The organism is Arthrobacter sp. W4I7, assembly GCF_030816215.1.
Classification (GTDB): domain Bacteria; phylum Actinomycetota; class Actinomycetes; order Actinomycetales; family Micrococcaceae; genus Arthrobacter; species Arthrobacter siccitolerans_A.
The window spans coordinates 2,728,117-2,751,954 of record NZ_JAUSXU010000001.1 but is presented as its reverse complement, the minus strand read 5'-3'; the positions used below and the strand labels follow the sequence as shown (position 1 = coordinate 2,751,954).

General features: G+C 64.2%; 22 protein-coding genes. 10 read left to right on the top strand and 12 right to left on the bottom strand.

Going from position 1 to position 23,838, the window contains the following annotated elements:
* Position 1: 1 nt before the first annotated feature.
* The 4 genes from QF047_RS12565 to QF047_RS12550 all read left to right on the top strand — a co-directional run bounded on the left by QF047_RS12565 (position 2) and on the right by QF047_RS12550 (position 2,521).
* Positions 2 to 442 (top strand): VOC family protein, encoded by a 441-nt coding sequence (locus tag QF047_RS12565; RefSeq protein ID WP_306633005.1) that lies wholly within the window; start codon positions 2 to 4, stop codon positions 440 to 442.
* A complete protein-coding gene (locus tag QF047_RS12560) occupies positions 439 to 981 on the top strand; it encodes a GNAT family N-acetyltransferase (protein WP_373427811.1) in 543 nt (180 codons plus the stop codon). The genes QF047_RS12565 and QF047_RS12560 overlap by 4 nt, the downstream gene beginning before the upstream one ends.
* A 272-nt stretch (positions 982 to 1,253) precedes the next feature.
* Positions 1,254 to 1,904 (top strand): hypothetical protein, encoded by a 651-nt coding sequence (locus QF047_RS12555; protein WP_307277485.1) that lies wholly within the window; start codon positions 1,254 to 1,256, stop codon positions 1,902 to 1,904.
* A 377-nt stretch (positions 1,905 to 2,281) separates the two neighbouring features.
* Positions 2,282 to 2,521: a hypothetical protein gene (locus tag QF047_RS12550; protein WP_307277482.1), complete on the top strand. Its 240-nt coding sequence runs from the start codon at positions 2,282 to 2,284 to the stop codon at positions 2,519 to 2,521.
* Positions 2,522 to 2,787: 266 nt separating this feature from the next.
* Here QF047_RS12550 and QF047_RS12545 read toward each other — a convergent pair whose 3' ends face one another.
* Together QF047_RS12545 and QF047_RS12540 are read right to left on the bottom strand one after the other, a co-directional pair.
* Entirely contained in the window at positions 2,788 to 3,180 is a 393-nt protein-coding gene (locus QF047_RS12545) for a helix-turn-helix domain-containing protein (RefSeq protein ID WP_307277480.1), read from the bottom strand.
* A gap of 1,038 nt (positions 3,181 to 4,218) precedes the next feature.
* The gene (locus tag QF047_RS12540; protein WP_307277477.1) at positions 4,219 to 4,374 is read right to left on the bottom strand and encodes a hypothetical protein; all 156 of its coding nucleotides are present in this window, start codon (positions 4,372 to 4,374) and stop codon (positions 4,219 to 4,221) included.
* Positions 4,375 to 4,635: 261 nt separating this feature from the next.
* Between QF047_RS12540 and QF047_RS12535 the strand changes: the two genes are divergently transcribed.
* The 3 genes from QF047_RS12535 to QF047_RS12525 all read left to right on the top strand — a co-directional run bounded on the left by QF047_RS12535 (position 4,636) and on the right by QF047_RS12525 (position 7,117).
* Positions 4,636 to 5,373 (top strand): matrixin family metalloprotease, encoded by a 738-nt coding sequence (locus QF047_RS12535; RefSeq protein WP_307277475.1) that lies wholly within the window; start codon positions 4,636 to 4,638, stop codon positions 5,371 to 5,373.
* An 87-nt stretch (positions 5,374 to 5,460) separates the two neighbouring features.
* Complete coding sequence (locus QF047_RS12530) at positions 5,461 to 5,847, top strand: helix-turn-helix domain-containing protein (RefSeq protein ID WP_307277473.1); 387 nt, start codon at positions 5,461 to 5,463, stop codon at positions 5,845 to 5,847.
* Positions 5,848 to 6,943: 1,096 nt separating this feature from the next.
* Positions 6,944 to 7,117, top strand: a complete 174-nt coding sequence (locus QF047_RS12525; RefSeq protein ID WP_307277471.1) for a hypothetical protein — start codon at positions 6,944 to 6,946, stop codon at positions 7,115 to 7,117.
* A 258-nt stretch (positions 7,118 to 7,375) separates the two neighbouring features.
* On the opposite strand, the gene glnA is transcribed toward QF047_RS12525, so the two are convergent.
* Entirely contained in the window at positions 7,376 to 8,800 is a 1,425-nt protein-coding gene (gene glnA, locus QF047_RS12520) for a type I glutamate--ammonia ligase (RefSeq protein WP_306633007.1), read from the bottom strand.
* 278 nt (positions 8,801 to 9,078) lie between these two features.
* Here glnA and QF047_RS12515 point away from each other — a divergent pair, with 278 nt between their 5' ends.
* Positions 9,079 to 9,516, top strand: coding sequence for an RDD family protein (locus QF047_RS12515; RefSeq protein ID WP_307277467.1), 438 nt, complete (start codon positions 9,079 to 9,081; stop codon positions 9,514 to 9,516).
* 11 nt (positions 9,517 to 9,527) lie between these two features.
* Here the strand turns inward: QF047_RS12515 and QF047_RS12510 are convergent, their stop codons facing one another.
* The 4 genes from QF047_RS12510 to lipB form a co-directional block, all read right to left on the bottom strand.
* A complete protein-coding gene (locus QF047_RS12510) occupies positions 9,528 to 9,914 on the bottom strand; it encodes a DUF3817 domain-containing protein (RefSeq protein ID WP_307281926.1) in 387 nt (128 codons plus the stop codon).
* 139 nt (positions 9,915 to 10,053) lie between these two features.
* Positions 10,054 to 10,806 carry a DUF4191 domain-containing protein gene (locus tag QF047_RS12505; RefSeq protein ID WP_307277466.1) on the bottom strand — a complete coding sequence of 251 codons (753 nt, stop codon included), beginning with the start codon at positions 10,804 to 10,806 and terminating at the stop codon, positions 10,054 to 10,056.
* A gap of 101 nt (positions 10,807 to 10,907) precedes the next feature.
* Entirely contained in the window at positions 10,908 to 11,915 is a 1,008-nt protein-coding gene (gene lipA, locus QF047_RS12500) for a lipoyl synthase (RefSeq protein ID WP_307277463.1), read from the bottom strand.
* Positions 11,912 to 12,580 (bottom strand): lipoyl(octanoyl) transferase LipB, encoded by a 669-nt coding sequence (gene lipB / locus QF047_RS12495; RefSeq protein WP_307277460.1) that lies wholly within the window; start codon positions 12,578 to 12,580, stop codon positions 11,912 to 11,914. Before lipB ends, lipA begins: the two co-directional genes overlap by 4 nt.
* A 164-nt stretch (positions 12,581 to 12,744) precedes the next feature.
* Here lipB and QF047_RS12490 point away from each other — a divergent pair, with 164 nt between their 5' ends.
* Positions 12,745 to 14,574: a serine/threonine-protein kinase gene (locus tag QF047_RS12490; protein ID WP_307277457.1), complete on the top strand. Its 1,830-nt coding sequence runs from the start codon at positions 12,745 to 12,747 to the stop codon at positions 14,572 to 14,574.
* A 29-nt stretch (positions 14,575 to 14,603) separates the two neighbouring features.
* Here QF047_RS12490 and QF047_RS12485 read toward each other — a convergent pair whose 3' ends face one another.
* Positions 14,604 to 15,497 (bottom strand): TIGR01777 family oxidoreductase, encoded by an 894-nt coding sequence (locus QF047_RS12485; RefSeq protein WP_307277455.1) that lies wholly within the window; start codon positions 15,495 to 15,497, stop codon positions 14,604 to 14,606.
* A gap of 76 nt (positions 15,498 to 15,573) precedes the next feature.
* Here QF047_RS12485 and QF047_RS12480 point away from each other — a divergent pair, with 76 nt between their 5' ends.
* Positions 15,574 to 19,110, top strand: a complete 3,537-nt coding sequence (locus tag QF047_RS12480) for a S41 family peptidase (RefSeq protein WP_307277451.1) — start codon at positions 15,574 to 15,576, stop codon at positions 19,108 to 19,110.
* A gap of 76 nt (positions 19,111 to 19,186) precedes the next feature.
* Here QF047_RS12480 and QF047_RS12475 read toward each other — a convergent pair whose 3' ends face one another.
* From QF047_RS12475 to lpdA, 4 genes are all read right to left on the bottom strand, one after another.
* The gene (locus QF047_RS12475) at positions 19,187 to 19,615 is read right to left on the bottom strand and encodes an OsmC family protein (protein WP_306633021.1); all 429 of its coding nucleotides are present in this window, start codon (positions 19,613 to 19,615) and stop codon (positions 19,187 to 19,189) included.
* 190 nt (positions 19,616 to 19,805) lie between these two features.
* Complete coding sequence (locus QF047_RS12470) at positions 19,806 to 20,156, bottom strand: hypothetical protein (protein ID WP_306633022.1); 351 nt, start codon at positions 20,154 to 20,156, stop codon at positions 19,806 to 19,808.
* A gap of 176 nt (positions 20,157 to 20,332) precedes the next feature.
* Positions 20,333 to 22,102: a 2-oxoglutarate dehydrogenase, E2 component, dihydrolipoamide succinyltransferase gene (sucB, locus tag QF047_RS12465; RefSeq protein ID WP_307277445.1), complete on the bottom strand. Its 1,770-nt coding sequence runs from the start codon at positions 22,100 to 22,102 to the stop codon at positions 20,333 to 20,335.
* A gap of 116 nt (positions 22,103 to 22,218) precedes the next feature.
* A complete protein-coding gene (gene lpdA / locus QF047_RS12460; protein WP_307277443.1) occupies positions 22,219 to 23,601 on the bottom strand; it encodes a dihydrolipoyl dehydrogenase in 1,383 nt (460 codons plus the stop codon).
* Positions 23,602 to 23,838 lie beyond the last annotated feature (237 nt).

Genomic DNA, 23,838 nt, shown 5'->3' with positions numbered 1-23,838 from the left:
GATGGCTACCCAACTCTTCCTTAACCTGCCCGTCCAGGACCTGAAACGCTCGGTCGACTTCTTTGCCGCCCTGGGCTTCACCTTCAACCCTGACTTCACGGACGAGAATGCCACATGCATGGTCGTTAACGAGAACGCCTATGTGATGCTCCTGGTGGAGGCGTTCTTCAAAACGTTCACCGCCAAGGAAATCGCCGGCACCAAAGGTACGACGGAGGCGATCATCGCCTACTCCGTGGACAGCAGGGAAGCCGTGGACGAGGCAGTACGGACTGCGCTGGCAAACGGCGGCTCCGCGTCACAGGACCCCCAGGACTACGGCTTTATGTACAACCACAGCTTCCAGGACCCGGACGGACACCTGTGGGAGGTCCTCTGGATGGACCCGGCAGGTCCGCCGGCCGAATCCGCGGACGAAGGTTCCACCGGCCCGCAGTCCTGAACGGCCAGGGCCTGGGTGTCTGGCTCATCCCACTCAAGGACCTTGACGACGATGCCCGCGCCATCCAGCTGGAGGCAGTGGCCGGACTTGAACTTGGACCGGGGCAGGACAAGTTTGTTGGCGATCCGCTGCGGATGGTCCTGGCCGGGCTGGCTGAGGAGTCGCGCCGTCCCTACGTGATTGAATCCAATGGCCAGGCCGTGGGGGTACTCACGCTGCAGGCGGGGGCGGCCCGGCTTGCCGGATGGCCGGACGACGACTCGGCCTGGCTGCTGCGCGGTTTCCTCATCGACAGGCGCCAGCAGGGCAAAGGCTATGGTCCGCTCGCTGCTGCCGCCGCCGTGGCGGCCGCGGAAAAGCTGAGCCGCCGGCACGGGACCGGGGAGGCCGGCGTCGTCCTCTCCGTCAATGAAGCCAATCCCGGAGGCCTGGCCGCCTACCGTCGCGCCGGGTTCGAAGACCGGGGACAATATGTGGGCGGGGCGGCAGGCCCCCAACGGACGATGTTCCGGGGGTTTGCTGCCGGTGACCCGCCGTAACCATACGGCGCGGCGTTGCACTCGGTCCCGGATTGGCAGATCATGTGGATTGGCGGTGTTCTTCAAACCTTGTTGGGGGGAAGGCTACTTTAGTCTTCGTCTCGGGGAACATCCGCCAGGGGGTCCGGCTCCCGGTCTCAGCACGTCTGGAGCCGGATTCCCACCTTCCGCAGCGGTTTGACGGGGGACAATAACTCCCGGCCATCCAGGCACTTCCGCACTCCGCTTCCGGCCCTTATGCTGAGGACTACAAATCGTCCTTTGGGGTAACTATGAAGCGGATCAGGATCGCCCTTCCGGCCCTTGCGCTGGTGCTCGCAGCATGTTCAGCGCCGGCACCCGTGCAAGACGCCCCGACGGCCGGAGCGGCGGGCACAAAGTCCGATTCACCGCCGGCCACGGCAACACCGGCTGCCGTGCCCGGAGGTCGGTACAAGCTCACAACAGCGTCGGGTGCCGATATTGCTTTCACGCTGCCGACACCCGCGACGGACCCTGCTGTGGCGGCAATCGAGGCCTACAGGGTCAAAGTCGGTGCGGAGCCCGTTTCATATCTCGTGGCGGACGTGGACAACCGCAAAGGTACGCTACCCGTCAATATGTACATGGTGAGCGCCTTCAGTGAAGACGGGCGCCAGTTCACGTTTTCCAGTGTTGCCGATGCCATCCACGGCTGGGCGCCCACCTACAGCTACGACTACAAGTGGTCCATGGATGGCCGGACCTTGGATGCGGCTGAAGGCGAGGGGCTGAAGGGTGAAGCGGATGCGCTGTACAACGCGGACACAAGCAACGCGGACGTAGCGGAGCGCACCACTATTATCCTCGCTTCTTCCGAGGCCGGACTGCCAACTGCGTTCGCCAAGGTCGCCGTGCAGCCATCAACTCTGGGCAATGAAGAACTGGCAGAGCCGGCGGGTTGACGCCGTGTAACCCAGGGCCGCTCTTAATCATGCGTTGAATTGGGCAGCCGCTTTATGCAGCAGAAAGGCCGGCCTCAAAGGGTTAACTTTTGAGGCCGGCCTTTCCGTATGAAGATTTTGCGGACTGCCTGCGGATCATGCCCGCTTTCCCGCATGATCCGACTAGACGCCGTAGTAGAGCTCGAACTAAACCACGGTGATTGGTCGATGCTGAAAGGCCATGAAACTCTCTAGATTCCGGGCTTTTTGTAGTTGAGGGATATTGTTCGAATCGGGCCGTTTGCGGACCTCTTGCGGACTTTCTGCGGACTAAAGCTAATGTGGAGCACGTTCCCCTAAGCCACTGGCTGCATCCGACTGAACGAGGGATTTGATTGATGAGCCGTACGTCCGAGTCCTACGCCACAACCCAGGAGATGGCGGCGAAATACCGGATCGGAGACGACACGGTACGGCGCAAGGCGCAGACTGGCGAATGGCCCTGCGACCGAATCGGCAGACTCTACCGATTCTCACCCGCCCAGCAAGACGAAATCGCACAGATCGTAGCCGGCATCAGGCGCGGCGGATACGACAAAGACCGCATCGCAGCAGCACTCCGCAAACTCGCTACATGAGTAGCCTCGCCCCAGCCTTCCACAGCCATTCAGTGGCTCGGCCCTAAGCTGGGCGAGTCAAACGGCTAATAGTATTGCCCTGAGAGGTTAGTAACGCGGCTGGCTGGTGGCTGACCTTTGAGCGAGGTGTGGCCTCGGTGGACTCTTCCAGGTTATAGGCGAGTTTGGGCTTGTCGATGGGCGACGAATCCGCGTTCATGTTGCCCGATACTAAGCTAGGAGAACCTGGGCACGCATACCAATGTCAGGCGCCATTCCTATGGCACTTAGTCCCTTGGCTGCTTTTCGACCCAAGCCTTCACAGCTTCAGGGCTGTACCGTACGACGCCACCGAAGCGGACGTACTCGGGGCCCTTGCCCTGATTTCTCCAGTTTGCGACCGTACCTGGCGAAAACTGCCACATCCTGGCAAGATCCTCGGGAGTTAGCCATTCCCCGTCCTGTTTCGGGAGTGGTAACGGAAGACTTTTGCCTTGTTGAGAAGTTGCAGGCTTGGCATCCTTCGCCGTTGGCTTTACTTCCTTGGCTGGGTCCCCTTTGACCGGGCTTGTATGGCCAGTCGGCTTGGTGGGAAGTTGACCGATCCATGCCGCCAAATCCTCGTGCCGTATGACGGCTTCGGTGTTGGCGTAACGTGCGACGAGTTCACCCTCAGACACCGCCTGCTTCAGGCTGCGAAGTGAGAAGCCACATGGGGCGGGCCGCGGCTTGTGGCGGATCCCTGCTAAGGATCTTGAGGACTACATCGAGAAGGCCTACCGCGCCACTGCCGACCGGATAGCAGCCGGCGAAGTCCCTGACGAAACATCTGAGATCTAGCTCGTCACCCCAGTGCCTCCGTAGATGCCTTCTGGTAACATGCGCCTACTGCTTATATCGTTTGGGGGAATATCTTGAGGCGACGCCTTACGCTCGCTCTGGCAGGGGCTTTACTCTTGTCGGGGTGCGCCGCCCTGCCGACCACTGGCACTTCTACCTCTGCCAATGTGGTTTCGAGCGTGGAGCACCCCGATGTGGCAAGGTATGTCCCTGCGCCTTCACTGAGTTCACCGCCACCTGCACCTGCCAAAGTTGCTGTAAAGCCAGCAGCGACTGCCACCAGCATTCTTGATGATCTGATGTTCGATAATCTCCAGAGCGACTACAGGGCCGCTGGGATGTCCTTAGACAGAAGCTCTTACAAGCTTTTGCGTGATGATATCTGCAAGGACATGCAGACCGGCGGAGAAGGCTACTTCACGATTGGAGACGTCAGTGCGGTGCCTGATGCTACACAGCAGCACCTTGCGCGATCTGCTTGGTTGATATTCGCTCTCTCGTGTTTCCCGGATGATTACGTACACAGCGATGCGGACATTGACGCTATCGCTGACTCCATGGTTGAGGACCTTCCCGAATATCAGCGCCGTCTGGCGGCTGCCGGCCTTTCACTAGCAGGCGACGAGGAAACGATTGCGTCTTATGGTTCGGGCGCTTCGGGCTCAGGCTATTCAGGCAGCGGATTGTATGGTTCCGGTGGGGGCCCCTCTGGGTCGGGATCGTCGGGGTATACCGCTATGTGCAATGACGGCACGGTGTCTCAATCTGGCGGGAAGCGTGGCGCCTGTTCCTGGCATGGCGGTGTTTCTAAGTAGGCGAGCACACGTGGGTTTAGCCCTTCACGCCTCGCTTGCCTTCTCTGACGACTCTACGATCGTCTAGAACTGGACGTAGCGTCCCCGCCGCTCACCCTCACCAGGACGCGTGACATCGGCGGCCGGGACCCAGCAGTCGTTGTGCTGGAAGTTGTCGTCCGTCCAAATGACGTCCACCCACTCCTTCGAGTAGAAGGTCGCGTAGCCGTGGACCTCCACGGTGCCGCCGCCGGCCAGCGGGACCTTTGCGATGACGTGCGGCTCGGTGCGGTGCTCGAACCGCGTGACACTCCCTGGGGCATGTTCCGGTTGCGGGTCGGCGTGCTCGTACCTAACTACCCAAAGTGCCCTACCTCAAAAAGGGGTAGGGCTGTGCCTGTACCAGCGCCATCCCATGCGGAAGAGTAAATTCACCGACTGTCTGGGAGCCGCTGACTGCCAGATTTCGACGTTGACAAATCCAATCTTTTAGGAGGAAGCATGATGGGCATGAAAAGGCTATTTGCAGCGCTTCTTACTGGAGGTCTGCTGGTCACTCTGTCGCTGGCATCGCCAGCCCATGCGGTGGAGGACCCCAGCGGGGCGGGGGCTACCTGCAGTCGGCCCACCTCTGACGCGGACGCTATCGAGATTGTAGCCAACGTATTGCCCCAGCCCAACGACTTTTTGTGGAGCAAGACAGAGCTCACCATAGGTATCACAACTGCTCCCAATGTTGATCCGGCCCAGTTTGATGCCGTCGAGCAGGCTATCGAGACTTGGCAGCAAACACTTGAGGACTGCCTTGCAGGCGAAGTGACCCTCACTTACGTACCGGTCGTACCGGGTAAGCGTGCTCAAACGGATATTGTGGTTCACCTCGTTCCCAACGCTGGGGGTTTCCACCATGATGGTGTGGCGGTGTGCAACCCCTCCGGCTGTAACCTCACGGTGAAATACATTGGGCCCCGCGGCGTGTTTACCACTCTCGATCCAGTAGCACCTGCTTCGTACACGTACCTCGTTGCGCTGCACGAGATTGGCCACGCCCTTGGGTTAGGGCACGCCACGAACCTGTATGAGTCCACCGACCTCATGGGCTACGGGTGGACCAGTGATGATTCTGCCAACGTCCCAATCTCACAGTGCGACGTCGACGCCCTCGCATATGTTTGGGCCTGGGCGCTCAATGGAACAGAGCCGGCAGCACCGGAGGCGGCAGTCTACGAATGTCCATGAAACTCATCAACTGTTCGGTCCGCCGCCACACCACTTAACCACCGATAGCGCCCGCCCATCGAAGTGGGCGGGCGCTATCGTGGAGCAGTGAAAATCATCGGCCAGATCCGCTCCAAAGAACTGCAGACCATTGAGGTCCAAGCCTCCTCCTACGAGGAAGGCAGGCAGGCCCTCGACCGGCAAAATGCCCGAAGGCTGGGAGCTCCAGCACATCCGGACGGAAAAGTAGCCGTGGCTGACGAGCCGAAACGGCGTTTCCTGACCGCGGAGCAGGTGGCGGAGGAATTGAACGTCGGTCTGCGCCCGGTGCGCGGACTCCTGAAGACAGGCGAGCTGCGCGGGATACAGGTCGGCGGCCGGGGCCTGTGGCGGGTAGGAGTGCAGGATCTGGAGGACTACATCAGTCAGGCATACAGCGTGACGGCTGACAGGGTAGCCGCCGGTGAGATCGCCGAGTACTTGAGCGATGGGTAGCCCCAATCGATAGGAGAGGCCCCGTGACATTGGGGGTCGCCACGGAGCCTCTCTTTGGCGTCCTCCCAGATGGGGGAAAATGGAAAGTCGCCTCGTCAAAAGTTACCGGCCAGTTTAGTTTGCTGCAAATGAGGCACTCAGTGTTGGGAAACTTAACCGGTCTTGTTGGCCCAATGTACTTTCACCATGGGGGATACCAACACTGGAAAAAACCTACGACTTGGCTGGAATCTTCGTCAGTCTGTTGATCGTTCTCGTAGTGACAGTCCCATGGCAGGCATTGCTCACGTCTGCACTGTATCTCTCGGCTCTATTCCCGGCCACATTCGTGGTCTATCTTGTGATGGGTTTACTCGTCAGCGCGCTGAAGAAGCGGAGAGTCGCCCAAAACGTTGAGAAGGGCATCGTTGAATGCAGCCTTCGGCCAGGCCCTAGGTCGCTGCCCGCTGGCTATTCCCCGCCGGCCCCCGCGGATAAACGCGGGTGGATTACCGGATACGCAACGGTGAAGGGCGGCGCCCTTATCTTTCAACCCACGGCAGCTTTCACTGGAACAGCAGTTGGCGACACCCTGACTCTGACAAACATCGAACCATTGACAGGAGGACTGAGGGCCCCAGCGACTGCACCTTGGTATCTCGGTCAAGGCCGTCGGGACCACACCGTGGTGTATGTGAAGACGGAAACGGGCGTGCTTGAAGTCGCAGGTTCTGCAATGGGACTGAAGGCAGTCGGGATCTATCCGCGGGAGGAAACGCAGCGTACCTGACTAGAAGCGCAGAGATAACAGGTTCAGCAGTGAAGTCTTGAAAGCAGCGTCCTTGAAGAGAGTTCTGCCGCCACCTCTACACGACGAAGGCTCCATCCCAGAATGGGACGGAGCCTTCTCAGAAAAGTCCCTTGCTGACGCCGTCCGTGCTCATGCAAGTACGTTCCCAACTTCGCGGGAGACAGCTAGGGTTGGGCCATGACAGGCGGTAGACGCCGTAACGCGTGGTTGCGAATGACGGACTCGATGGGCTTGACCGAGCCCGGGAGAAAGCCTGAGATGCCAGGACCGCGGCTCCTTCTGATCCAAGCCATTGGGTGGAGCGCGATGACTTTGCTCTGGATTGTGATGTTCATTCAAGCGCAGCAGGGTCGCGATGCTCAAATCCTGTATGCAGTCCTGGTCGTGATGTCTCTCGTGCTGGCGGTGGGCAACTTCGTGATGTTGCGCCGATCCACCAGGAGGGGAACGGGTAATGCAAAGGCGCACGAAGGCCCATAGACACACACGACAATGGCGCCGATCAATGCCTTGCCGTAGCGGCTGTTGACGGCTGGCACGTACCTGACGCGGAGAAGGCTCCGTCCCATCTGGGACGGAGCCTTCTGAGAAGAGCCGATCGCTTGGCACTAAAGTTGGAAACATCGCATTTGCGAGTCCAACTTTCGGGGACCAGTTCAAACTTGGGACCGGCCTTAGTTGTAACTGAATTCTTGCGGACTGTGTGCGGACTAATGCCGATTCAGCCGCGGATTCTAGCTAGACGCCGTAGTAGAGCTCGAACTCGTAGGGGTTCGGGCGCAGCGACAGCGGGCGGATCTCGTTCTCGTACTTGTACTCGATCCAGGTGTCGATCAGGTCCTGGGTGAAGACGCCGCCGGCCTGCAGGAACTCGTTGTCCTCGGCCAGGGCCTCCAGGGCTTCCTCAAGCGTGCCCGGAGCCTTGGGGATGTCCTTGGCTTCTTCTGCGGGGAGCTCGTAGAGGTCCTTGTCGATCGGTGCCGGCGGTTCGATGCGGTTGCGGATGCCGTCGATGCCGGCCATCAGCTGGGCAGCGAAGGCCAGGTAGGGGTTGGAGGAGGGGTCCGGTGCGCGGAACTCGATGCGCTTGGCCTTGGGGTTGGTGCCCGTGATGGGGATACGGATACCGGCGGAGCGGTTGCCCTGCGAGTAGACCATGTTAACCGGGGCTTCGAAGCCCTTGACCAGGCGGCGGTAGGAGTTCACCGTCGGGTTGGTGAAGGCCAGGACGGCGTCGGCGTGCTTGAGCAGGCCACCGATGTACCAGCGGGCGGTGTCGGACAGGCCGGCGTAGCCCTTCTCGTCGTAGAACAGCGGGTCGCCGTTGCTCCACAGCGACTGGTGGCAGTGCATGCCCGAGCCGTTGTCGCCAAACACCGGCTTCGGCATGAAGGTGACGGACTTGCCCCAGGCATCTGCGGTGTTCTTGATGACGTACTTGAACTTCTGCAGGTCATCGGCAGCGTGCGTCAGGGTGGTGAACTTGTAGTTGATCTCGGCCTGGCCGGCGGATCCAACTTCGTGGTGGCTGCGCTCGACCTCGAGGCCGGCTTCGTCCAGGGCAACACACATGGCGTCGCGCAGGTCAGCCTGCTTGTCAGTGGGGGAAACCGGGAAGTAACCGCCCTTGACGGGGGTCTTGTAGCCGAGGTTTCCGCCCTCTTCCTCGCGGCCGGTGTTCCAGTGTGCTTCCTCGGAATCGATCTTGTAGAAGCTGCCCTGCGGTGAGGACTGGTACTGGACGTTGTCGAACACGAAGAACTCTGCTTCGGGAGCGAAGAATGCGGTGTCTGCGATGCCGGTGGAGGCAAGGTACGCTTCGGCCTTCTCAGCCACGCCACGGGGGTCGCGGTGGTACGGGTCGCCCGTGCGGGGGTTGACGATGGAGAAGTTCAGCGCAAGGGTCTTTTCCATGCGGAAGGTGTCCAGGAACGCGGTGGTGACGTCCGGGATCAGCTGCATGTCGGACTCGGCGATGCCCTGGAAGCCGCGGATGGAGGATCCGTCGAAGAGCTGGCCGTTGATGAAGAAGTCAGCGTCAACGCTCTTTGCCGGCACGTTGAAGTGCTGCTGGACACCCGGGAGATCGGTGAAGCGGATATCGACGAACTTAATATCTTCGTCCTTGATGAACTTGAGGACTTCGTCCGCAGTCTTGAACATCTATGCTCCTAACGCATATGTAAATATCTGGCGTGACAGCCATCTGATCCAACGCAATCCAAAGGCAGGGAGACCACTGGGTTTCCCTGCTGATGTGCACCCTGCCGGGGGATTCGCTTGAAACTGCTAACAGCCTATGGATGGGGCATTTCCCGTCCGTGTCCGCATTGTTTCGGGCAGGTTACAGAATGCCCTGTTATGGCAACGCTATCTGCCGTCCACACTGTGGTCTAACCGCTTCCACAATGTGGGCGGGTGAACCCGGCTAAACTTGGACGGTGGTAGATCGCAAAGACCTCGGTTCCTGGCTCACCGGCCCCGACACCTCCGGCATTTCCAAATATCCGGGTGAGCGCCTTGGACTGCCCGAGGCCGGGCCCGGTTCCATCGCCCGGGCAGGCCGCCGGATCCTTGCCATCATGATCGACTGGGGCATCGCGCTGCTGATCAGCAACTTCGCGTTCGGCGGCGACGCCTGGGCAACGCTGGCGGTCTTCGCCGTCGAGCAGATCCTCCTGGTGGGCACGCTCGGCTACAGCATCGGCCACCGTGTCACGGGCGTTCATGTGGTGCGGGCCGGGGGCGGAGCGCCGGGACCGCTGGCGGCCCTCGTGAGGTCGCTGTTGCTCTGCCTGGTGGTCCCCGCCGTCATTTTCGACCCGGACCATCGCGGCCTCCACGACAAGGCGATGGATACGCTGCTGCTGCGCCGGTAGGAACCGGTGCTTCAGACCCGGCTGGCTTCCTGGGCAGCTGCGGCCTCGGATGCGGCGGCGGAAAGGTGTCCCCGCTTGCCGGCCCAGCGCTCGAACCAGAGCGTGGCAAAGGGGAAGACGGCGGAAATTCCGGCGAAGACCGCCACCACGAAGGGCCAGCGCTGGAGCCGCCAGAGCGCCAGCACTGTGATTCCGTAGCCAACGAACAAAGCTCCGTGGACGGGCCCGGCCACCTGGACGCCAATTTCCGTGGTGCCCGCAATCCACTTGAAATACATGCCGGCCAGGAGCGCCGCCCAGCTGAAGGCTTCAGCGACGGCGAGAATCCGGAAGGCCCGGAGCACCAGGGCTTTAACGGCGCCCACGGGCGGGCCGGGGGTTGGATTGTCCTCGCCCATCCGGTCCCCGTTGACTTGATGAACGTCCGTCTGGTCCTGCGTCAGGATGTTGTGGTTCACGCTGTCCTGTCCTCCTGGCGGTGTTGGTGCACTAAAAAGCCCCGGTACCGGCAGGTAGCCGGATACCGGGGCGCTTGGCCTAGCGTCCGCGGTTGGGGCGGGCTTTGTAGGGGTCGATGCCTTTGGGAATGGGGAGCCGGTTGCCCAGCGAAGCGATCCGCTTGGACACGGCATTGACCTCGAGCTTGGTCAGTTCGTTCTTCAGCTTGCCCATCTTCTTGGCCACCTGGCTGATGGGCACCTGGCCCTCGCCGCGCCCGCTTTCAATCACGTGGACGGTGACGTTGGGCAGGATACGTGCGAGCCGCTTGCGTTCTGCGTCCAGCAGCGGCTTGACGCGATGGCTGGGTCCTTCGCTGACAAGCACGACGCCGGGACGGCCGATGGCGCGGAATACGGCGTCCTGCGTGCGGGGGTTGACGGCAACGGGCTGTTCCTCGGTGACCCATCCCCGGCGGAGCGTCCCCAAGGCAGCGCCGGAGGCGCCCGGCTGGTTTTCGATCTGGGCGAAGGCGGCGCGCTCGGCACGGCGCGACAGGATCAGCGTGGCACCCAGCAGGCCCAGCGGGATGCCGATGATCAGGCCAGTGATCCAGTTCTCCAGCCAGAATCCCACCAGGAAGCTGACAGCCACGACACCGAGGAAGACCAGCAGCATCAGCCATGGGACCATGGGGTCATGACGGCGGGTCATGTTAAAGACTTCGCCGATCTGCTTGAGCCGGTTGGGCTTCTTGACCTTCGCTTCTTTCGGCTTGCGGGAGAAGAGGCCACGCTTCGGCTCGCCGGAGGCAGCCGGAGTGGAGTTGCTGGAATCAGGGGATTTCGCCATAGTGCCTCAATTCTACGTGACCAAAGCCGAAGGGCCGGCACCGGAGTTCTCCGGTACCGGCCCTTCGGGGGACAGCCTTTTTGGCGTCAGGGGTGTTTGCGTCAGGAATGAGCGGCGAGCAGTGAGCTGGCTTCCTGGCGGGTGCTGCCGGAGGACTCGATGTGGGCGAGTTCGGCGGGGATCTCCCAGCCTTTCTTCCGCATCGCGGTGGCCCAGAGCCGGCCGGCGCGGTAGGAGGAACGGACCAGCGGGCCGGACATAACCCCAAGGAAGCCGATCTCGTCCGCTTCCTGCTGCAGGTCCACGAACTCCTGCGGCTTGACCCACCGGTCCACCGGCAGGTGCCGTTCACTCGGGCGCAGGTACTGGGTGATGGTGATCAGGTCGCACCCGGCCTCGTGCAGGTCCCGCAGCGCCTCGGAAATCTCTTCCCGCGTTTCGCCCATGCCCAGGATCAGGTTGGACTTGGTCACCATGCCCAGGTTCCGGCCCTGCGTGATCACATCCAGGGACCGGTCGTAGCGGAATGCGGGCCGGATCCGCTTGAAAATCCTTGGCACCGTCTCGACGTTGTGGGCGAACACCTCGGGCTTGGAATCGCAGATCGCGGCGATGTGTTCGGGTTTGCCGGAGAAGTCCGGGATCAGCAGCTCCACCCCGGTGCCGGGGTTCAGTTCGTGGATCTTGCGGACCGTCTCTGCGTACAGCCACACACCCTCGTCCTCGAGGTCGTCCCTGGCCACGCCGGTGACGGTGGCGTAGCGCAGCTGCATGGCCTGCACGGACCTGGCCACCTTGGTGGGTTCGAAGCGGTCCACCGGGGAAGGTTTGCCGGTATCGATCTGGCAGAAATCACACCGCCGGGTGCATTCGGACCCGCCGATCAGGAACGTGGCTTCCTTGTCCTCCCAGCACTCAAAGATGTTGGGGCAGCCGGCCTCCTCACACACGGTGTGCAGGCCTTCCTTCTTCACCAGGTTCTTCAACCCGACGAATTCGGGGCCCATCTGGACCTTGGCCTTGATCCAGTCCGGCTTGCGCTCCACCGGGACAGCCGAGTTGCGCTGTTCAACGCGCAAAAGCTTCCGGCCTTCAGGTGCCAATGTCACAGTAGAGCTCCTTCGGGGGTAGCGACCAGGGCGTCTTCATTCTTGCGCAGTTCTTCCGTGATCCGGGAAACGAGGTCCGCCGGGGCAACGTCATAACCGGTTTCCTGGGCGATCGTGGTCACGCCGGCGTCGGTGATGCCGCAGGCGATGATCTGGGAATAAGGGGAGAGATCGTTGTTGCAGTTGATGGCAAAGCCGTGCATGGTGACACCCTCGTGCACCCGGATGCCGATGGCAGCGATCTTCCTGTCCGGGCCTTTTTCATCCGCCGTGAGCCATACTCCGGCACGGCCTTTGATCCGGACGGCCTGGATGCCGTAGTCGGCGAGGACGGCGATGATCACGGATTCGAGGCGTTCCACATACTCCCGGATGCCCGCGCGGTTCTTCAGCTTGATGATGGGGTACCCCACCAGCTGGCCCGGGCCGTGCCAGGTGAGCTTGCCGCCCCGGTCCACTGGGACCACGGGAGTGCCGTCGAAAGGCCGTTCGTGGTCCTCGGTCCGTTTACCGGCCGTGTAGACAGGGGCGTGTTCCAGGAGAAGGACAGTGCTTGGCGCCTTGTCGGCGACGACGTTGTCATGGAGTTCGCTCTGAATGGCCCAACCGCGGGTGTAGTCCACAAAGTCCGGAGCAAGACCCAGCTGTGAAAACTCAAGAGTCATGGCATCCAGCTTAGACCTTGGGCGGCTGCACACCCGGTTTAGTGCTGAAGCTCACCCGGGGCTGTGAGCCAGCCCCTTGAGCCGCGGAAACTCGTGGGGCGGGCCGGGACCAGTGCCTGTGGATAACTTCTGCAAGCTGTTGCGGATTCGGCTAGACATAGGTCATGGAAGAATTGCAGCGCCCAAGGGTCCCCGGCTACGCCGTGGGGCGGTTGCTCGGCCAGGGTGGCAGCTCCTCGGTCTGGCTGGTCAAGGAGGAACGGACCGGCCGGGAGTTTGCCCTGAAGTGCTTCCGCCGGGCCGCGCGGAGGGCAGCACGCGGGGAAGCAATGACGGAAGAGGGCATCCGCCGCGAGATCCGCATCTTGTCCGTCCTGGACCATCCCCACCTCATCAAGGCCCGAAGCGCCGTGACCCTGGAAGACGGGGCTGACGGTAACGCCGCCCTGCTCATGGACTACGCGCCCGCCGGTTCGCTCGGTGACCTGGTGGCGGCCAGGGGCAGGCTCAGCGTCGGTGAGACAGTGACAGTGTTGACGCCCGTCGCCCAGGTGCTCGGATACCTGCACAGCAAGGGGTTCACGCATGCTGATGTCTCGCCTGGCAACGTCCTGTTCACCTCTCAGGGGAAGCCGATGCTGTCCGACGTCGGCATCGCTCGGATGCTCGGCGATCCTGCTTCCGCCCCGGGGCGGGGCACACCCGGTTTTATGGACCCGGCGCCGGTGGACGCCGTCCGGGCTGGCCTTCAACCCGAATGCGACGTCTATTCAGCGGCCGCCCTGGGCTGGTTCTGCCTCACCGGGACACCGCCGGAACGATCGGCGGACCGTCCGCCGCTGACCCTCCTGATTCCAGAGGTCCCCCGGGAGCTCGCCGCTGCCTTGGAGTCCGGGCTCAACGAAGACCGGCGGCTCCGGCCGACGGCAGCAGCCCTGGGGACGGCCGTATACCGGAGCGCATCACCGTTGCCCCTTGACCTCGCGCCCGCGGTCCACCACACGGTCGTCCCTGAGCTGGTGACGCGCCTGCACGCGGCCGCACCGCCCAGCGGGCTCCGCGAAAGGCTCGATGGCCTGCACAGGCGCCTAACGACGTCGAAATGGTCCGGCTTGTTCGCCGGCCCGCTGACGGAGCGATCCCCGACGTCGAACCGCGGCTTGCCCGCAGCGGACGGCGCTGCAGCGGACGGCGCTGCGGCGGACGACGATTCGATGGACCAGGCCAAGGGGGAGCGGGCATCGGCGAATCAGGCCCCGCCGGAACGAGCTATGGGGGACCAGGCCAAGGAGGACGACGCCATGGCGGACCGGCCCACGGAAGACAGGCCCATGGCGGACCGGGCCGCGGGGGACCAGCGGAAGGGCCGGCACAGCCAGCGGGAACGCGGCGGGCCGGTGCGGCGTCGGGCTTTTGCGGCCGCGGCTATCGCCATAGCCGCCGCTGCAGCCGCCTGCTGGCTCTCCGGAGCGGTAGTTACAGCGGCAGGACCCGGTTTCCCGCCCGCCAGCCAAAGTCCCGGAACCGGAGCTGCCGGCGCGGAACCGCATCCTGTAGAGGCACGACAGCAACCAGATCCGGCCGATGCCGCACGGCAGCAGGCAGGATCACCTGATCCCGGCGTGGCCCTCCAGGGCCTGTCAACACTGAGGTCACTGGCTTTCAGTTCAGGGCGGCTGGAACTGCTGGAAGAGGTGAACCATCCCGGGTCCGGTGCGGCGGCCGCAGACCAGCAAATCCGTGAGCGCCTGAAGTTATCGGGTCACACCCTGGCCGGATTTTCCAGCACCCTGTCGCACCTGGCAGCGGAGGAAGGTGGAACAGCAGCCCGCACCGTGGTTGCGGTGACGTCCTCCTCATCCGCCTACGAGGAGAAGGACGCCCGGGGTGCCGTGGTTGCAACGGGCAACGCCGGCGCGGAACAGCGGCTCCGGGTGGTCCTCGTGTCAGTTGACGGCAAGTGGCTGGTCAGCGAAATCCTTCCCGGCGCTTGACCTGTCCGGTAGCCCCGGACCGGGTGCCCCTACTCCTTGCCAACCACCCACTGCACGGCCTGCTCCAGTGTTGGATGCTCCCAGGTGAATCCCGCAGACGACAGCCGGTCGGGTTCCATCCGCTGGCTGGCGAGCAGCAACTCGTCGGCCAGGTTACGCATGGCAAGCCGCAGCACCGGGGCCGGGACCCGCAGGGCGGCGGGCCGGTGCAGGGCACGGGCCAAGGCGGCCACAAGGGTGTTGACGTCGGCCTCCTCCGGCGCACAAAGGTTGACCGGCCCGCTCAGATCTGACTGCAGCAGGAACAGGAAGGCCGCCGAAACATCCGGCAGGGTGACCCAGGGCCAAAATTGACGGCCGTTCCCCAAAGGCCCGCCCACACCCAGCCGTATCAGGGGGAGCAGCCTGCCCAGGGCCCCGCCGGAATGGCTGAGGACCACGGCTGTCCGCGGATTCACCACCCGCACGCCCTGAGGAGCGGTGGCGGCAGCCGCCTCCCACTCACCACAAATCCGCGCCAGCGTTCCGGTTCCTTGCGGCGCATTTTCCCGAAGCACTGTGTTTCCGGCATCGCCGTAGTAGTTGGCGCCGGATTGGCTGACAAATACTTGCGGCGGGGAATCCAGCTGGCCCATTGCCTGGGTGAGGGTCCGCGTGGCGTCGAGGCGCGATTTGAGAAGCTCCTCAACCCGCCTGCGCGTCCATGGCCTGTCCCCGATGCCGGCGCCGGAAAGATTAACAACGGCGTCGGCTCCGGCCAATGCCCTCGGGTCCAGTTCCCCGGCGGCGGGGTTCCAGCGGACTTCCGCCGCTGAGGAGGGCTCGCGCCTGACGAGGGAAACGACCTGGTGTCCGGCATCCCGGAAGGTTGCGGACATGTGGGTTCCGATCAGCCCGGAGGCCCCGGCGATGACTATGCGCATGGGGTCCATCACACCACGGCTGCCGCGGCGCAGGAACCTCCGGCAGGGCCGCCCGGGGGTTGACTATGATCGAACGATGACCTCTTCGAGCTACTTCCGTTACCCGCACCTGCACGGCGATCTGGTCACCTTCGTGGCCGAGGACGACGTGTGGATTGCGCCCCTGGGCGGCGGCCGCGCCTGGCGTGTCTCCTCGCTCCAGCTGCCTGCCCGCAACCCGCGCTTCACCCCCGACGGACAGAGGCTCGTGTGGACGGTGGTCCAGGGAACGGCGCCGGAGGTGGTGTCGGCGGCAGTGGACGGCGGCGATTACCGGCAGCTCACGTACTTTGGCCACAGCACCACCAGGGTCAAAGGCTTCACGGCCAACGGCTCGGTAGTGGTCACCAGCGCCTTCCGCCAGGCCGAAAGCCGGCACACGCACGCCTACAGCGTCCCCCTCGACGGCGGCTGGGCGGAAGAACTGCCATTTGGCCCGGTTGAGTCGGTGGCCTTCGGCCCCGAGGTGGGCGACGAGCGGCCCGTCGTGGTCGGCAGTGTCCTGTCCCGCGAGCCCGCCTGGTGGAAGCGCTACCGCGGCGGCACCGCAGGAAAGCTCTGGATTGATAACGACGGCAACGGTGAGTTTGAGCGCCTGCTGCCGGACCTCGATGGCAACCTCGCCGATCCCCTGTGGGTGGACGGCCGCATCGCGTTCCTGTCGGACCACGAGGGCTACGGCAACCTCTATTCAGTGCTGCCGAACGGAAAGGACCTGCAGCGCCACACGGACCATGAGGATTTCTATGTCCGCCACGCCAGCACCGACGGGAAGCGGATCGTTTTCGAGTCCGCCGGCGAACTGTGGATGGTTCCCGGGCTCGGGTCCGAGGCCGTGCGGCTGGACATCACCCTGGGCTCTGCTTCGCAGTCGAGGCGGCCGGCCCTGCTTAACACAGTCAAACACCTCGCCGAGGTAGCCCCGGACGTAGCCGGCTCGGCCAGCGCGGTGGAGGCCCACGGCACCATCTCCTGGCTCCGGCACAAGGACGGGCCCGCCCGAATCATCGAAGCAACACCGGGAGTCCGTGCACGCCTGCCCAGGCCGCTGAAGGGCGGGCGGCTGGCCTACGTCGCCGATCATGACGGCGTCGAAGCGCTGTTCATCAAGAATGTCGCCGCGCCTGTCCCCGGCACTGGAGCCCCCGCCGCCGCAGGCGCTGCCACACCCGCAGGGCGTCCGGACGCTGCAGCAGCTGCCCCCGTACCCGGCCGGGACGAGGACCAAGTGCCCTTGCCGCAGCCTGTCCCGGCTGCCGGCGCTGCAGTCCTGGGAGCGGGCACCTCGATGCCAGCGCCCAGGGATGACCAGCAGGCGGACGTCGCCCCGGAGGGTGGCAACTTGGTTGCCGGGGCAAACGCCGCGACAACGGGGCAGGCAGAGGAAAACTCGCAGGCCGAAGTGCTGCGCGTCGGCTTTCCCCATCCCACCCGGACCAGCTCGCTGGAGGCAAGCCCGGACGGTGAGTGGCTCGCGCTGGGCACATCGTTCGGCGAGGTGTACGCGGTCAACACCCGGAGCGGGGAACTGACGCTGGTGGCCAGCATCGGCGAAGGCACCGTTTCTGACCTCGCCTGGTCCGGGGACTCGCGGTGGCTGGTATGGTCCGAGCCGGTCACCTCCTTCGGGTCTCGCAGCCGGCTCCGCCTCGCAAAGGTGGCGGATCCCGGCGCCGTCCCGGTGGACGTCACGGATGGCCGGTTCCGGGACACGTCTCCGGCCTTCACTCCGGACGGAAAGTTCCTGGCGTTCCTGTCGAACCGCAGCTTCGACCCCGTCTATGACGGGCACTCCTTCGACCTCTCCTTCCCCAGCCCCATCAAGCCCTACCTCGTGGCACTGGCTGCCGACACGCCGTCGCCCTTTGGTCCGTCGGTGGACCCGGATGCAAGGGAGGAGACCGCGGCTGAAGTGGAGCCGACCCAGGATGAGGCGGCCGCTCCGGAGGTCACTGTGGATCCGGAGGGCCTCGCCCACCGGGTCATCGGGGTCCCCGTGCCGCAAGGCAACTACACATCCCTGAAGGCCGCCGACGGTGCCTTGCTGTGGCTCGACTGGGCCCTCGCCGGCGTGACCGGTGACGGCAAAGCCAGCCAGGACGAGAAGGACGAACGGCCCAGCCTGTCGCGTTTCGACCTGGTCCGCCGCAAGCAGACCACCTTGGTGGAGGCGGTGGACAGCTTCCGGCTCTCCGGCGACCGCAGCAAAGTGGTGCTGGTATCCGACAAGAAGGTCACCGTTGTCCCCGCCGACAAAAAGGTGGACGAGGAATCGGGCGATCTGGTCAAGGTGGACCTGGGCCGCATCAGAGTGATGATGGAGCCGCTCCGTGTCTGGGGCCAGGCATTCGATGAAGCATGGCGCCTGCAGCGCGACTTCTTCTGGGCCGAAGACATGGCCGGGCAGGACTGGGAGTCGGTTCACAAGCGCTACCGTCCGCTCGTGGACCGCCTGGGCTCGCACGACGACCTGGTGGACCTCCTCTGGGAGCTGCACGGCGAACTGGGCACCTCCCACGCCTACGTCCGCCCGGCTGCCGTCACCGAAAACGGCAGCCACGGCCAGGGCAGGCTCGGCGCGGACCTTTCACTCACCGCCGCCGGTTGGGAAATCACCCGCATCCTTGCCGGCGAGTCCTCGGACCCGCTGGCAACGTCTCCGCTGACAAGGCCCGGCGTGGGCGCCAGGGCCGGTGACATCCTGCTTGCCATCGACGGCGTTCCGCTGTCCGGGTCGGTCACGCCGGCCATGCAGCTGGTGGGGGCCGCCGGCCGTGCCGTGGAACTGACGCTGCTCAACGGCGCCGCGCACGGCGAACGGGCCGGCAGGCAGCGGCGGGTCGCCGTCGTTCCGGTGAAGGATGAGGAGCGCCTGCGGTACCAGGAATGGGTGGCCTCGAACCGGCGGACGGTGCGTGAGGCGTCCGGCGGCACGTTCGGGTACCTGCACATCCCGGACATGATGGCCAACGGCTGGGCGCAGCTCCACCGCGACCTCGATACGGAAACGGCGCTGGACGGCCTCATCGTGGACGTGCGGCGCAACCGCGGCGGGCACACCTCCCAGCTGGTGGCCGAGCTGATCGGCCGCAAGGTCACCGGCTGGAGCATGCCGCGGGGCGAAAAGCCGCGGACCTATCCGCACCACGCCCCGCGCGGGCCGGTCATTATCCTCGCCGACGAGTTTGCCGGTTCCGACGGTGACATCATCACCCAGGTGTCCAAGCTGCGCGGCATCGGACCGGTGATCGGAACGCGCACCTGGGGCGGTGTGGTGGGCATTGACAACAGGTTCTCCCTGGCCGACGGCACGGGCGTCACGCAGCCGCGGTACGCGAACTGGTTCGGCGGCGGCGTTGGCTGGAGCGTCGAGAACTACGGCGTGGACCCGGACATTGAAGTGGCCTACCCGCCGCACGCCTACGCCGCTGGGCGGGATCCGCAACTTGAATACGGCATTGGTGCGCTGAAGGAGATGGTGCAGGAGCTTCCCACTGACCGGCCGCCGGCCCGTGAGGGGTACCGCCGGCTCCGCCCGGCACCGTTGCCGGCGCGCCAGCGGACCGACGCGTAGCCAAACCAAAAAGGCCCTGCCTGACCGGAACATTCCGGTGAGGCAGGGCCTTTTATTGTTTACTGTCGCGGAGCGATCAGGATTCGAGCGTAGCGTCCAGCGTGATGTCGATGCTGGCGAGGGCGCCGGAGACCGGGCAGCCGACCTTGGCGTCCGCTGCGATCTTCTGGAACTCATCCTCGGAAATGCCGGGGACCCGCGCTGACATCGTGAGGTGGCTGCCGGTGATGCCGGTGCCGGGGACGAACGTTACGTCGGCCTTGGTGCGGACTTCCTCGGGTGTGTGGCCTGCGTTTGCGAGCTCATTGCTGAAGGCCATGGAGAAGCAGGCGGCGTGGGCCGCGGCGATGAGCTCCTCCGGGCTTGTTTTGCCGTTGGCCGCTTCCGTGCGGGCCTTCCACGTGACGTCAAAGGTGCCAAGGCCTGAGGTGGCCAGGCTGGTGGTACCGGAACCCTCGGTCAGGTTGCCGTTCCATACTGCATTTGCTGAACGTGTTGCTGCCATGTTCACTCCTCAGATTGATCATTACCGGGGCAGGCTGCTGCCTCACCCCGCCGTTCCCCATCCTAGGGACTTCCACCCGGCGGTGCATCAGCTGTCCGCTGTCAGAGGATTGTGACCAATGCTTAAAACGACGACGGCGGCGCCCTTTTGAAGGGGGCGCCGCCGTCGTTGTGGCTCCAGTGGAAGCGGGTTACTGCCAGATGGTGGCAATAGCCACGTTCAGCAGCGCCAGGCCGCCCACGCCGTGAGCCAGGCCCTTGCTGACCGGCTCGTTGTTCTTGTACTTCCGGCGGCCGATAAACGCCAGCACGCCAACAACGAGGGCGATGGCGAACTTGATGCCCAGCTTGACGTAGTTGGCGTCAATGTCCAGGGCCGGGATCAGGCCCATCAGGGCGATGCCGGTGAGGAGCTGGAGCATGGCGCCGTCGAACTGGCGGGGGTGGACGGTGGGGTTTTTCATCTGGCCGATCCAGATGCCCACGATCATGGCGGCGCCGACGATGTGCAGGAAAACCACGATGTTATAGACGATGTTCATGGGACCAGTGTAACCAGAGGTTCTACAGCTTGTAGTAGTTCCGCGGGGGTGGTTCATCCCTCCGCGGCCGGTTGAGGCCGGCTTGCTGGGCTTCGTGCTGTTAAACGCGACGGCGGTGCAGGACTGGCGCTGGTTTCCCACCGCTGCCTGCACCGCCGTCGTGCGCTAGTTGGCTGCTACAGCCCCAGGTCCGCCTCGAAGGCGCCCTCTTCGAGGCGTGCCTTCAGGGTCTGGAGGAACCGGCCGGCGTCCGCGCCGTCCACCAGGCGGTGGTCGTACGTCAGCGACAGGTACATCATGGAGCGGATGGCGATCGAGTCGTCACCGTTCTCGTCGGCAACAACCACGGCGCGCTTGACGATGGCGCCGGTGCCGAGGATGCCCACCTGCGGCTGGTTGATGATCGGGGTGTCGAACAGGGCTCCGACTGAACCGATGTTGGTGATGCTGAAGGTACCGCCGGACAGTTCGTCCGGGCCGATCTTACCGCCGCGGGTGCGGCCGGCGACGTCGGCGATCTTGCCGGCCAGCCCGGCAAGGTTCAGGTTGCCGGCGTCGGAAATGACCGGGACCAGCAGGCCCTTGTCGGTGTCGACGGCGATGGCCAGGTGCTCGGCGTTGTGGTAGGTGATCTCCTGCTTGTCCTCGTCGTAAGCAGCGTTGAGCTTGGGGTGCTGCTTGAGCGCCTCGGCGACGGCCTTGGCGATGAACGGCAGGAACGTCAGCTTGACGCCGTTCTGGGCCTGGAACGAGTTCTTGGCGCGGGCGCGGAGCTTGGCCACCTTGGTCATGTCCACTTCATGGACCTGGGTCAGCTGCGTGGAGATTTCGAGGGACTCGCGCATGCGACGGGCGATGACCTGGCGGATGCGTGGTGCCTTCTGCGTGGTGCCGCGCAGCGAGGATACAGCGGCATTGGATGCTGCCGGAGCGGACGCGGCGGGTGCTGCCGACGGGGCTGCAGCGGGAGCAGCCTTGGCTTCGGCAGCGGCGATGACGTCCTGCTTGCGGATGCGTCCGCCCACGCCGGTGCCGGAGAGCGATGCGATGTCCACGCCGTGCTGGTTTGCCAGCTTGCGGACCAGGGGAGTGACGTAACCGGAGTCGGATCCGCCAGTTGCCGGTGCGGACTCAGCAGGTGCGGATGCGGGGGCCGGTGCTGATGCGGGGGCCGGTGCTGCTGCAGGTGCGGGTGCCGGTGCTGCCTGCGGGGCGGGTGCTTCGGCCTTCGGCGCTGCAGCTGCGGGAGCTTCCTGGGCCGGAGCTTCCTGTGCCGGGGCCTCGGTGGAGGGTGCTTCGGCGGGGGCAGCTGCGGCTCCGGAACCGATGACGGCCAGGACGGAACCGACCTCGGCGGTTTCGTCTTCGTTGACGCGGATCTCCTGCAGGGTGCCGGCAACGGGGGACGGGATTTCGGTGTCCACCTTGTCGGTGGATACTTCCAGGAGGGGCTCGTCAACTTCGACGGAATCGCCAACGGCCTTCAGCCAGCGGGTGACGGTGCCTTCGGTGACGCTTTCACCCAGGGCCGGGAGGGTGACCTCGTGGCCTTCGCCGCCGCCGGCTGCCGGTGCCTCTGCCGCGGGTGCTGCAGGTGCAGACTGGGCCGGAGCTTCCTGGGCAGGTGCTTCTTCGGCAGGTGCGGCAGCGGGAGCTTCCTGTGCCGGAGCTTCTTCGGCGGGTGCAGCCGCGGGGGCACCGCCGCCGGAACCGTCGCCGATGCGGACCAGGGGAGCGCCCACCTCGGCGGTCTCGTCCTCGGCGACCAGGATTTCCTCAATCACGCCGGCGACAGGAGAGGGGATTTCAGTGTCTACTTTGTCGGTGGAGACCTCGAGCAGCGGCTCGTCCACCTCTACCCGGTCACCTACCTGCTTGAGCCAGCGGGTGACGGTTCCTTCGGTGACGCTCTCACCGAGGGCGGGCAAGTTAACGGATTCAGACATGTCGTCCCCGTTCTCCTTATTGATCTTTAGTGCGGATGATTGCAGCCTTGTTGGCCAGCCTAGTGCACCCGGCATTCCGTGCCGGGTGCACCAGGCCTGTGGTGCTTGGGGGGAGACTAGCCGTGCAGGGGCTTGCCGGCGAGGGCCAGGTGGGCTTCGCCCAGGGCCTCGTTCTGGGTGGGGTGGGCGTGCACGAGCTGCGCCACATCCTCGGGGTATGCTTCCCAGTTCACGATCAGCTGGGCCTCGCCCACCTGCTCGCCCATGCGGGCGCCGATCATGTGGACGCCCACTACGGGGCCGTCCTTCTGGCGGACCAGCTTAACCAGTCCGGAGGTGCCCAGGATGGAGCTCTTGCCGTTGCCGGCCAGGTTGTATTCCTGGGTCTGGACCTGGTCCTCGCCGAACTTCTCCTTGGCAGCCTTTTCGGTGTAGCCAACGGTGGCGATTTCGGGTTCGGAGTAGGTGACCTTGGGGATGTTGATGTCCTCGACGATCACGGGCTTGAGGCCGGCGATTTCCTCGGCCACGAAGATGCCCTGCTGGTAGCCGCGGTGGGCCAGCTGGACGCCGGGGACAATGTCGCCGACGGCGTAGATGTTGCCCACGCCGGTGTGCAGGCGCTCGTTGGTGATGACGAAGCCGCGGTCGATGGTGATGCCGGCTTCCTCGTAGCCCAGGTTGGCGGTGACGGGGCCACGGCCGACGGCAACGAGGAGCAGGTCCGCTTCGAAGGTCTTGCCGTCCACGAGGGTGACCTTGACGCCGTCGTTGTTCTGTTCAACGCCCTGGAAGAACACGCCGGTGGAGAACTTGATGCCGCGCTTCTTGAAGGCGCGCTCGAAGTTCTTGACGATGGTGGCGTCCTCGTTGGGGACCAGGGAGGGCAGGCCTTCCACGATGGTGACGTCTGCCCCGAAGGACTTCCAAACGGACGCGAACTCGACGCCGATCACGCCGCCGCCCAGGATGATGACGCTCTTGGGGATGGAGTCCATGGTCAGGGCCTGGTCCGAGGTGATGACCTTGCCGCCGATTTCCAGGCCCGGAAGGGTGCGGGAGTAGGAACCGGTGGCCAAAACAATGTTCTTGCCCTTGTAGGCAGTGCCGTTCACCACGACGGTGTCGGTGCCCTGGAGCTTGCCCTCACCTTCGATGACGGTGATGCCCTTGGACTTGATGAGGCCCTGCAGACCCTTGTACTTGCCGGCGATGATGCCGTCCTTGTACGCGTTGACGGCGGTGATGTCGATGCCGTCGAGGGTGACGTTCACGCCGTACTTGGCGGAGTCACGGGCGTGGTCGGCGAGCTCTGCAGAGTGCAGCAGCGCCTTGGTGGGGATGCAGCCGTTGTGGAGGCAGGTGCCGCCCAGCTTTGCCTTCTCCACGAGGCCGACGGTAAGGCCAAGCTGTACGGCCCGCAGGGCGGCGGCGTACCCGCCGCTGCCTCCACCGAGTACCAGGATGTCGAATTCTTGCGCAGTTGCCTGATCGGCCACTTAAACGCTCCCTCGCGTGAACGATGACGCGGTCCTGCGCATCATCTGGTCTTTGGAACTTGCACTGCCGTGATTATGCCAGCGTGCCTGTTCTCTTGCATTTGTGACTACCGTGGTTCACCTTAGCGAACCACTTATCCATGCTCCACCTTGGCGCCGCGTTTGTGGAGCGCTTGTGTCGAGTGTCACGCGGCCCTGCGGCGCAGGGAACATTCCCGCGCCGCAGGGCGTGTGGCT

What these genes read in the sequence shown, in the direction of transcription:
- QF047_RS12525 (WP_307277471.1), top strand. Translation starts at nt 6,944, where the DNA reads ATGACTTTGCTCTGGATTGTGATGTTCATTCAAGCGCAGCAGGGTCGC.
- QF047_RS12485 (WP_307277455.1), bottom strand. Translation starts at nt 15,497, where the DNA reads ATGCGCATAGTCATCGCCGGGGCCTCCGGGCTGATCGGAACCCACATG.
- QF047_RS12535 (WP_307277475.1), top strand. Translation starts at nt 4,636, where the DNA reads ATGATGGGCATGAAAAGGCTATTTGCAGCGCTTCTTACTGGAGGTCTG.
- QF047_RS12505 (WP_307277466.1), bottom strand. Translation starts at nt 10,806, where the DNA reads ATGGCGAAATCCCCTGATTCCAGCAACTCCACTCCGGCTGCCTCCGGC.
- lipB (WP_307277460.1), bottom strand. Translation starts at nt 12,580, where the DNA reads ATGACTCTTGAGTTTTCACAGCTGGGTCTTGCTCCGGACTTTGTGGAC.
- QF047_RS12510 (WP_307281926.1), bottom strand. Translation starts at nt 9,914, where the DNA reads ATGGGCGAGGACAATCCAACCCCCGGCCCGCCCGTGGGCGCCGTTAAA.
- sucB (WP_307277445.1), bottom strand. Translation starts at nt 22,102, where the DNA reads ATGTCTGAATCCGTTAACTTGCCCGCCCTCGGTGAGAGCGTCACCGAA.
- glnA (WP_306633007.1), bottom strand. Translation starts at nt 8,800, where the DNA reads ATGTTCAAGACTGCGGACGAAGTCCTCAAGTTCATCAAGGACGAAGAT.
- QF047_RS12490 (WP_307277457.1), top strand. Translation starts at nt 12,745, where the DNA reads ATGGAAGAATTGCAGCGCCCAAGGGTCCCCGGCTACGCCGTGGGGCGG.
- QF047_RS12565 (WP_306633005.1), top strand. Translation starts at nt 2, where the DNA reads ATGGCTACCCAACTCTTCCTTAACCTGCCCGTCCAGGACCTGAAACGC.
- QF047_RS12555 (WP_307277485.1), top strand. Translation starts at nt 1,254, where the DNA reads ATGAAGCGGATCAGGATCGCCCTTCCGGCCCTTGCGCTGGTGCTCGCA.
- QF047_RS12475 (WP_306633021.1), bottom strand. Translation starts at nt 19,615, where the DNA reads ATGGCAGCAACACGTTCAGCAAATGCAGTATGGAACGGCAACCTGACC.
- QF047_RS12550 (WP_307277482.1), top strand. Translation starts at nt 2,282, where the DNA reads ATGAGCCGTACGTCCGAGTCCTACGCCACAACCCAGGAGATGGCGGCG.
- QF047_RS12480 (WP_307277451.1), top strand. Translation starts at nt 15,574, where the DNA reads ATGACCTCTTCGAGCTACTTCCGTTACCCGCACCTGCACGGCGATCTG.
- QF047_RS12470 (WP_306633022.1), bottom strand. Translation starts at nt 20,156, where the DNA reads ATGAACATCGTCTATAACATCGTGGTTTTCCTGCACATCGTCGGCGCC.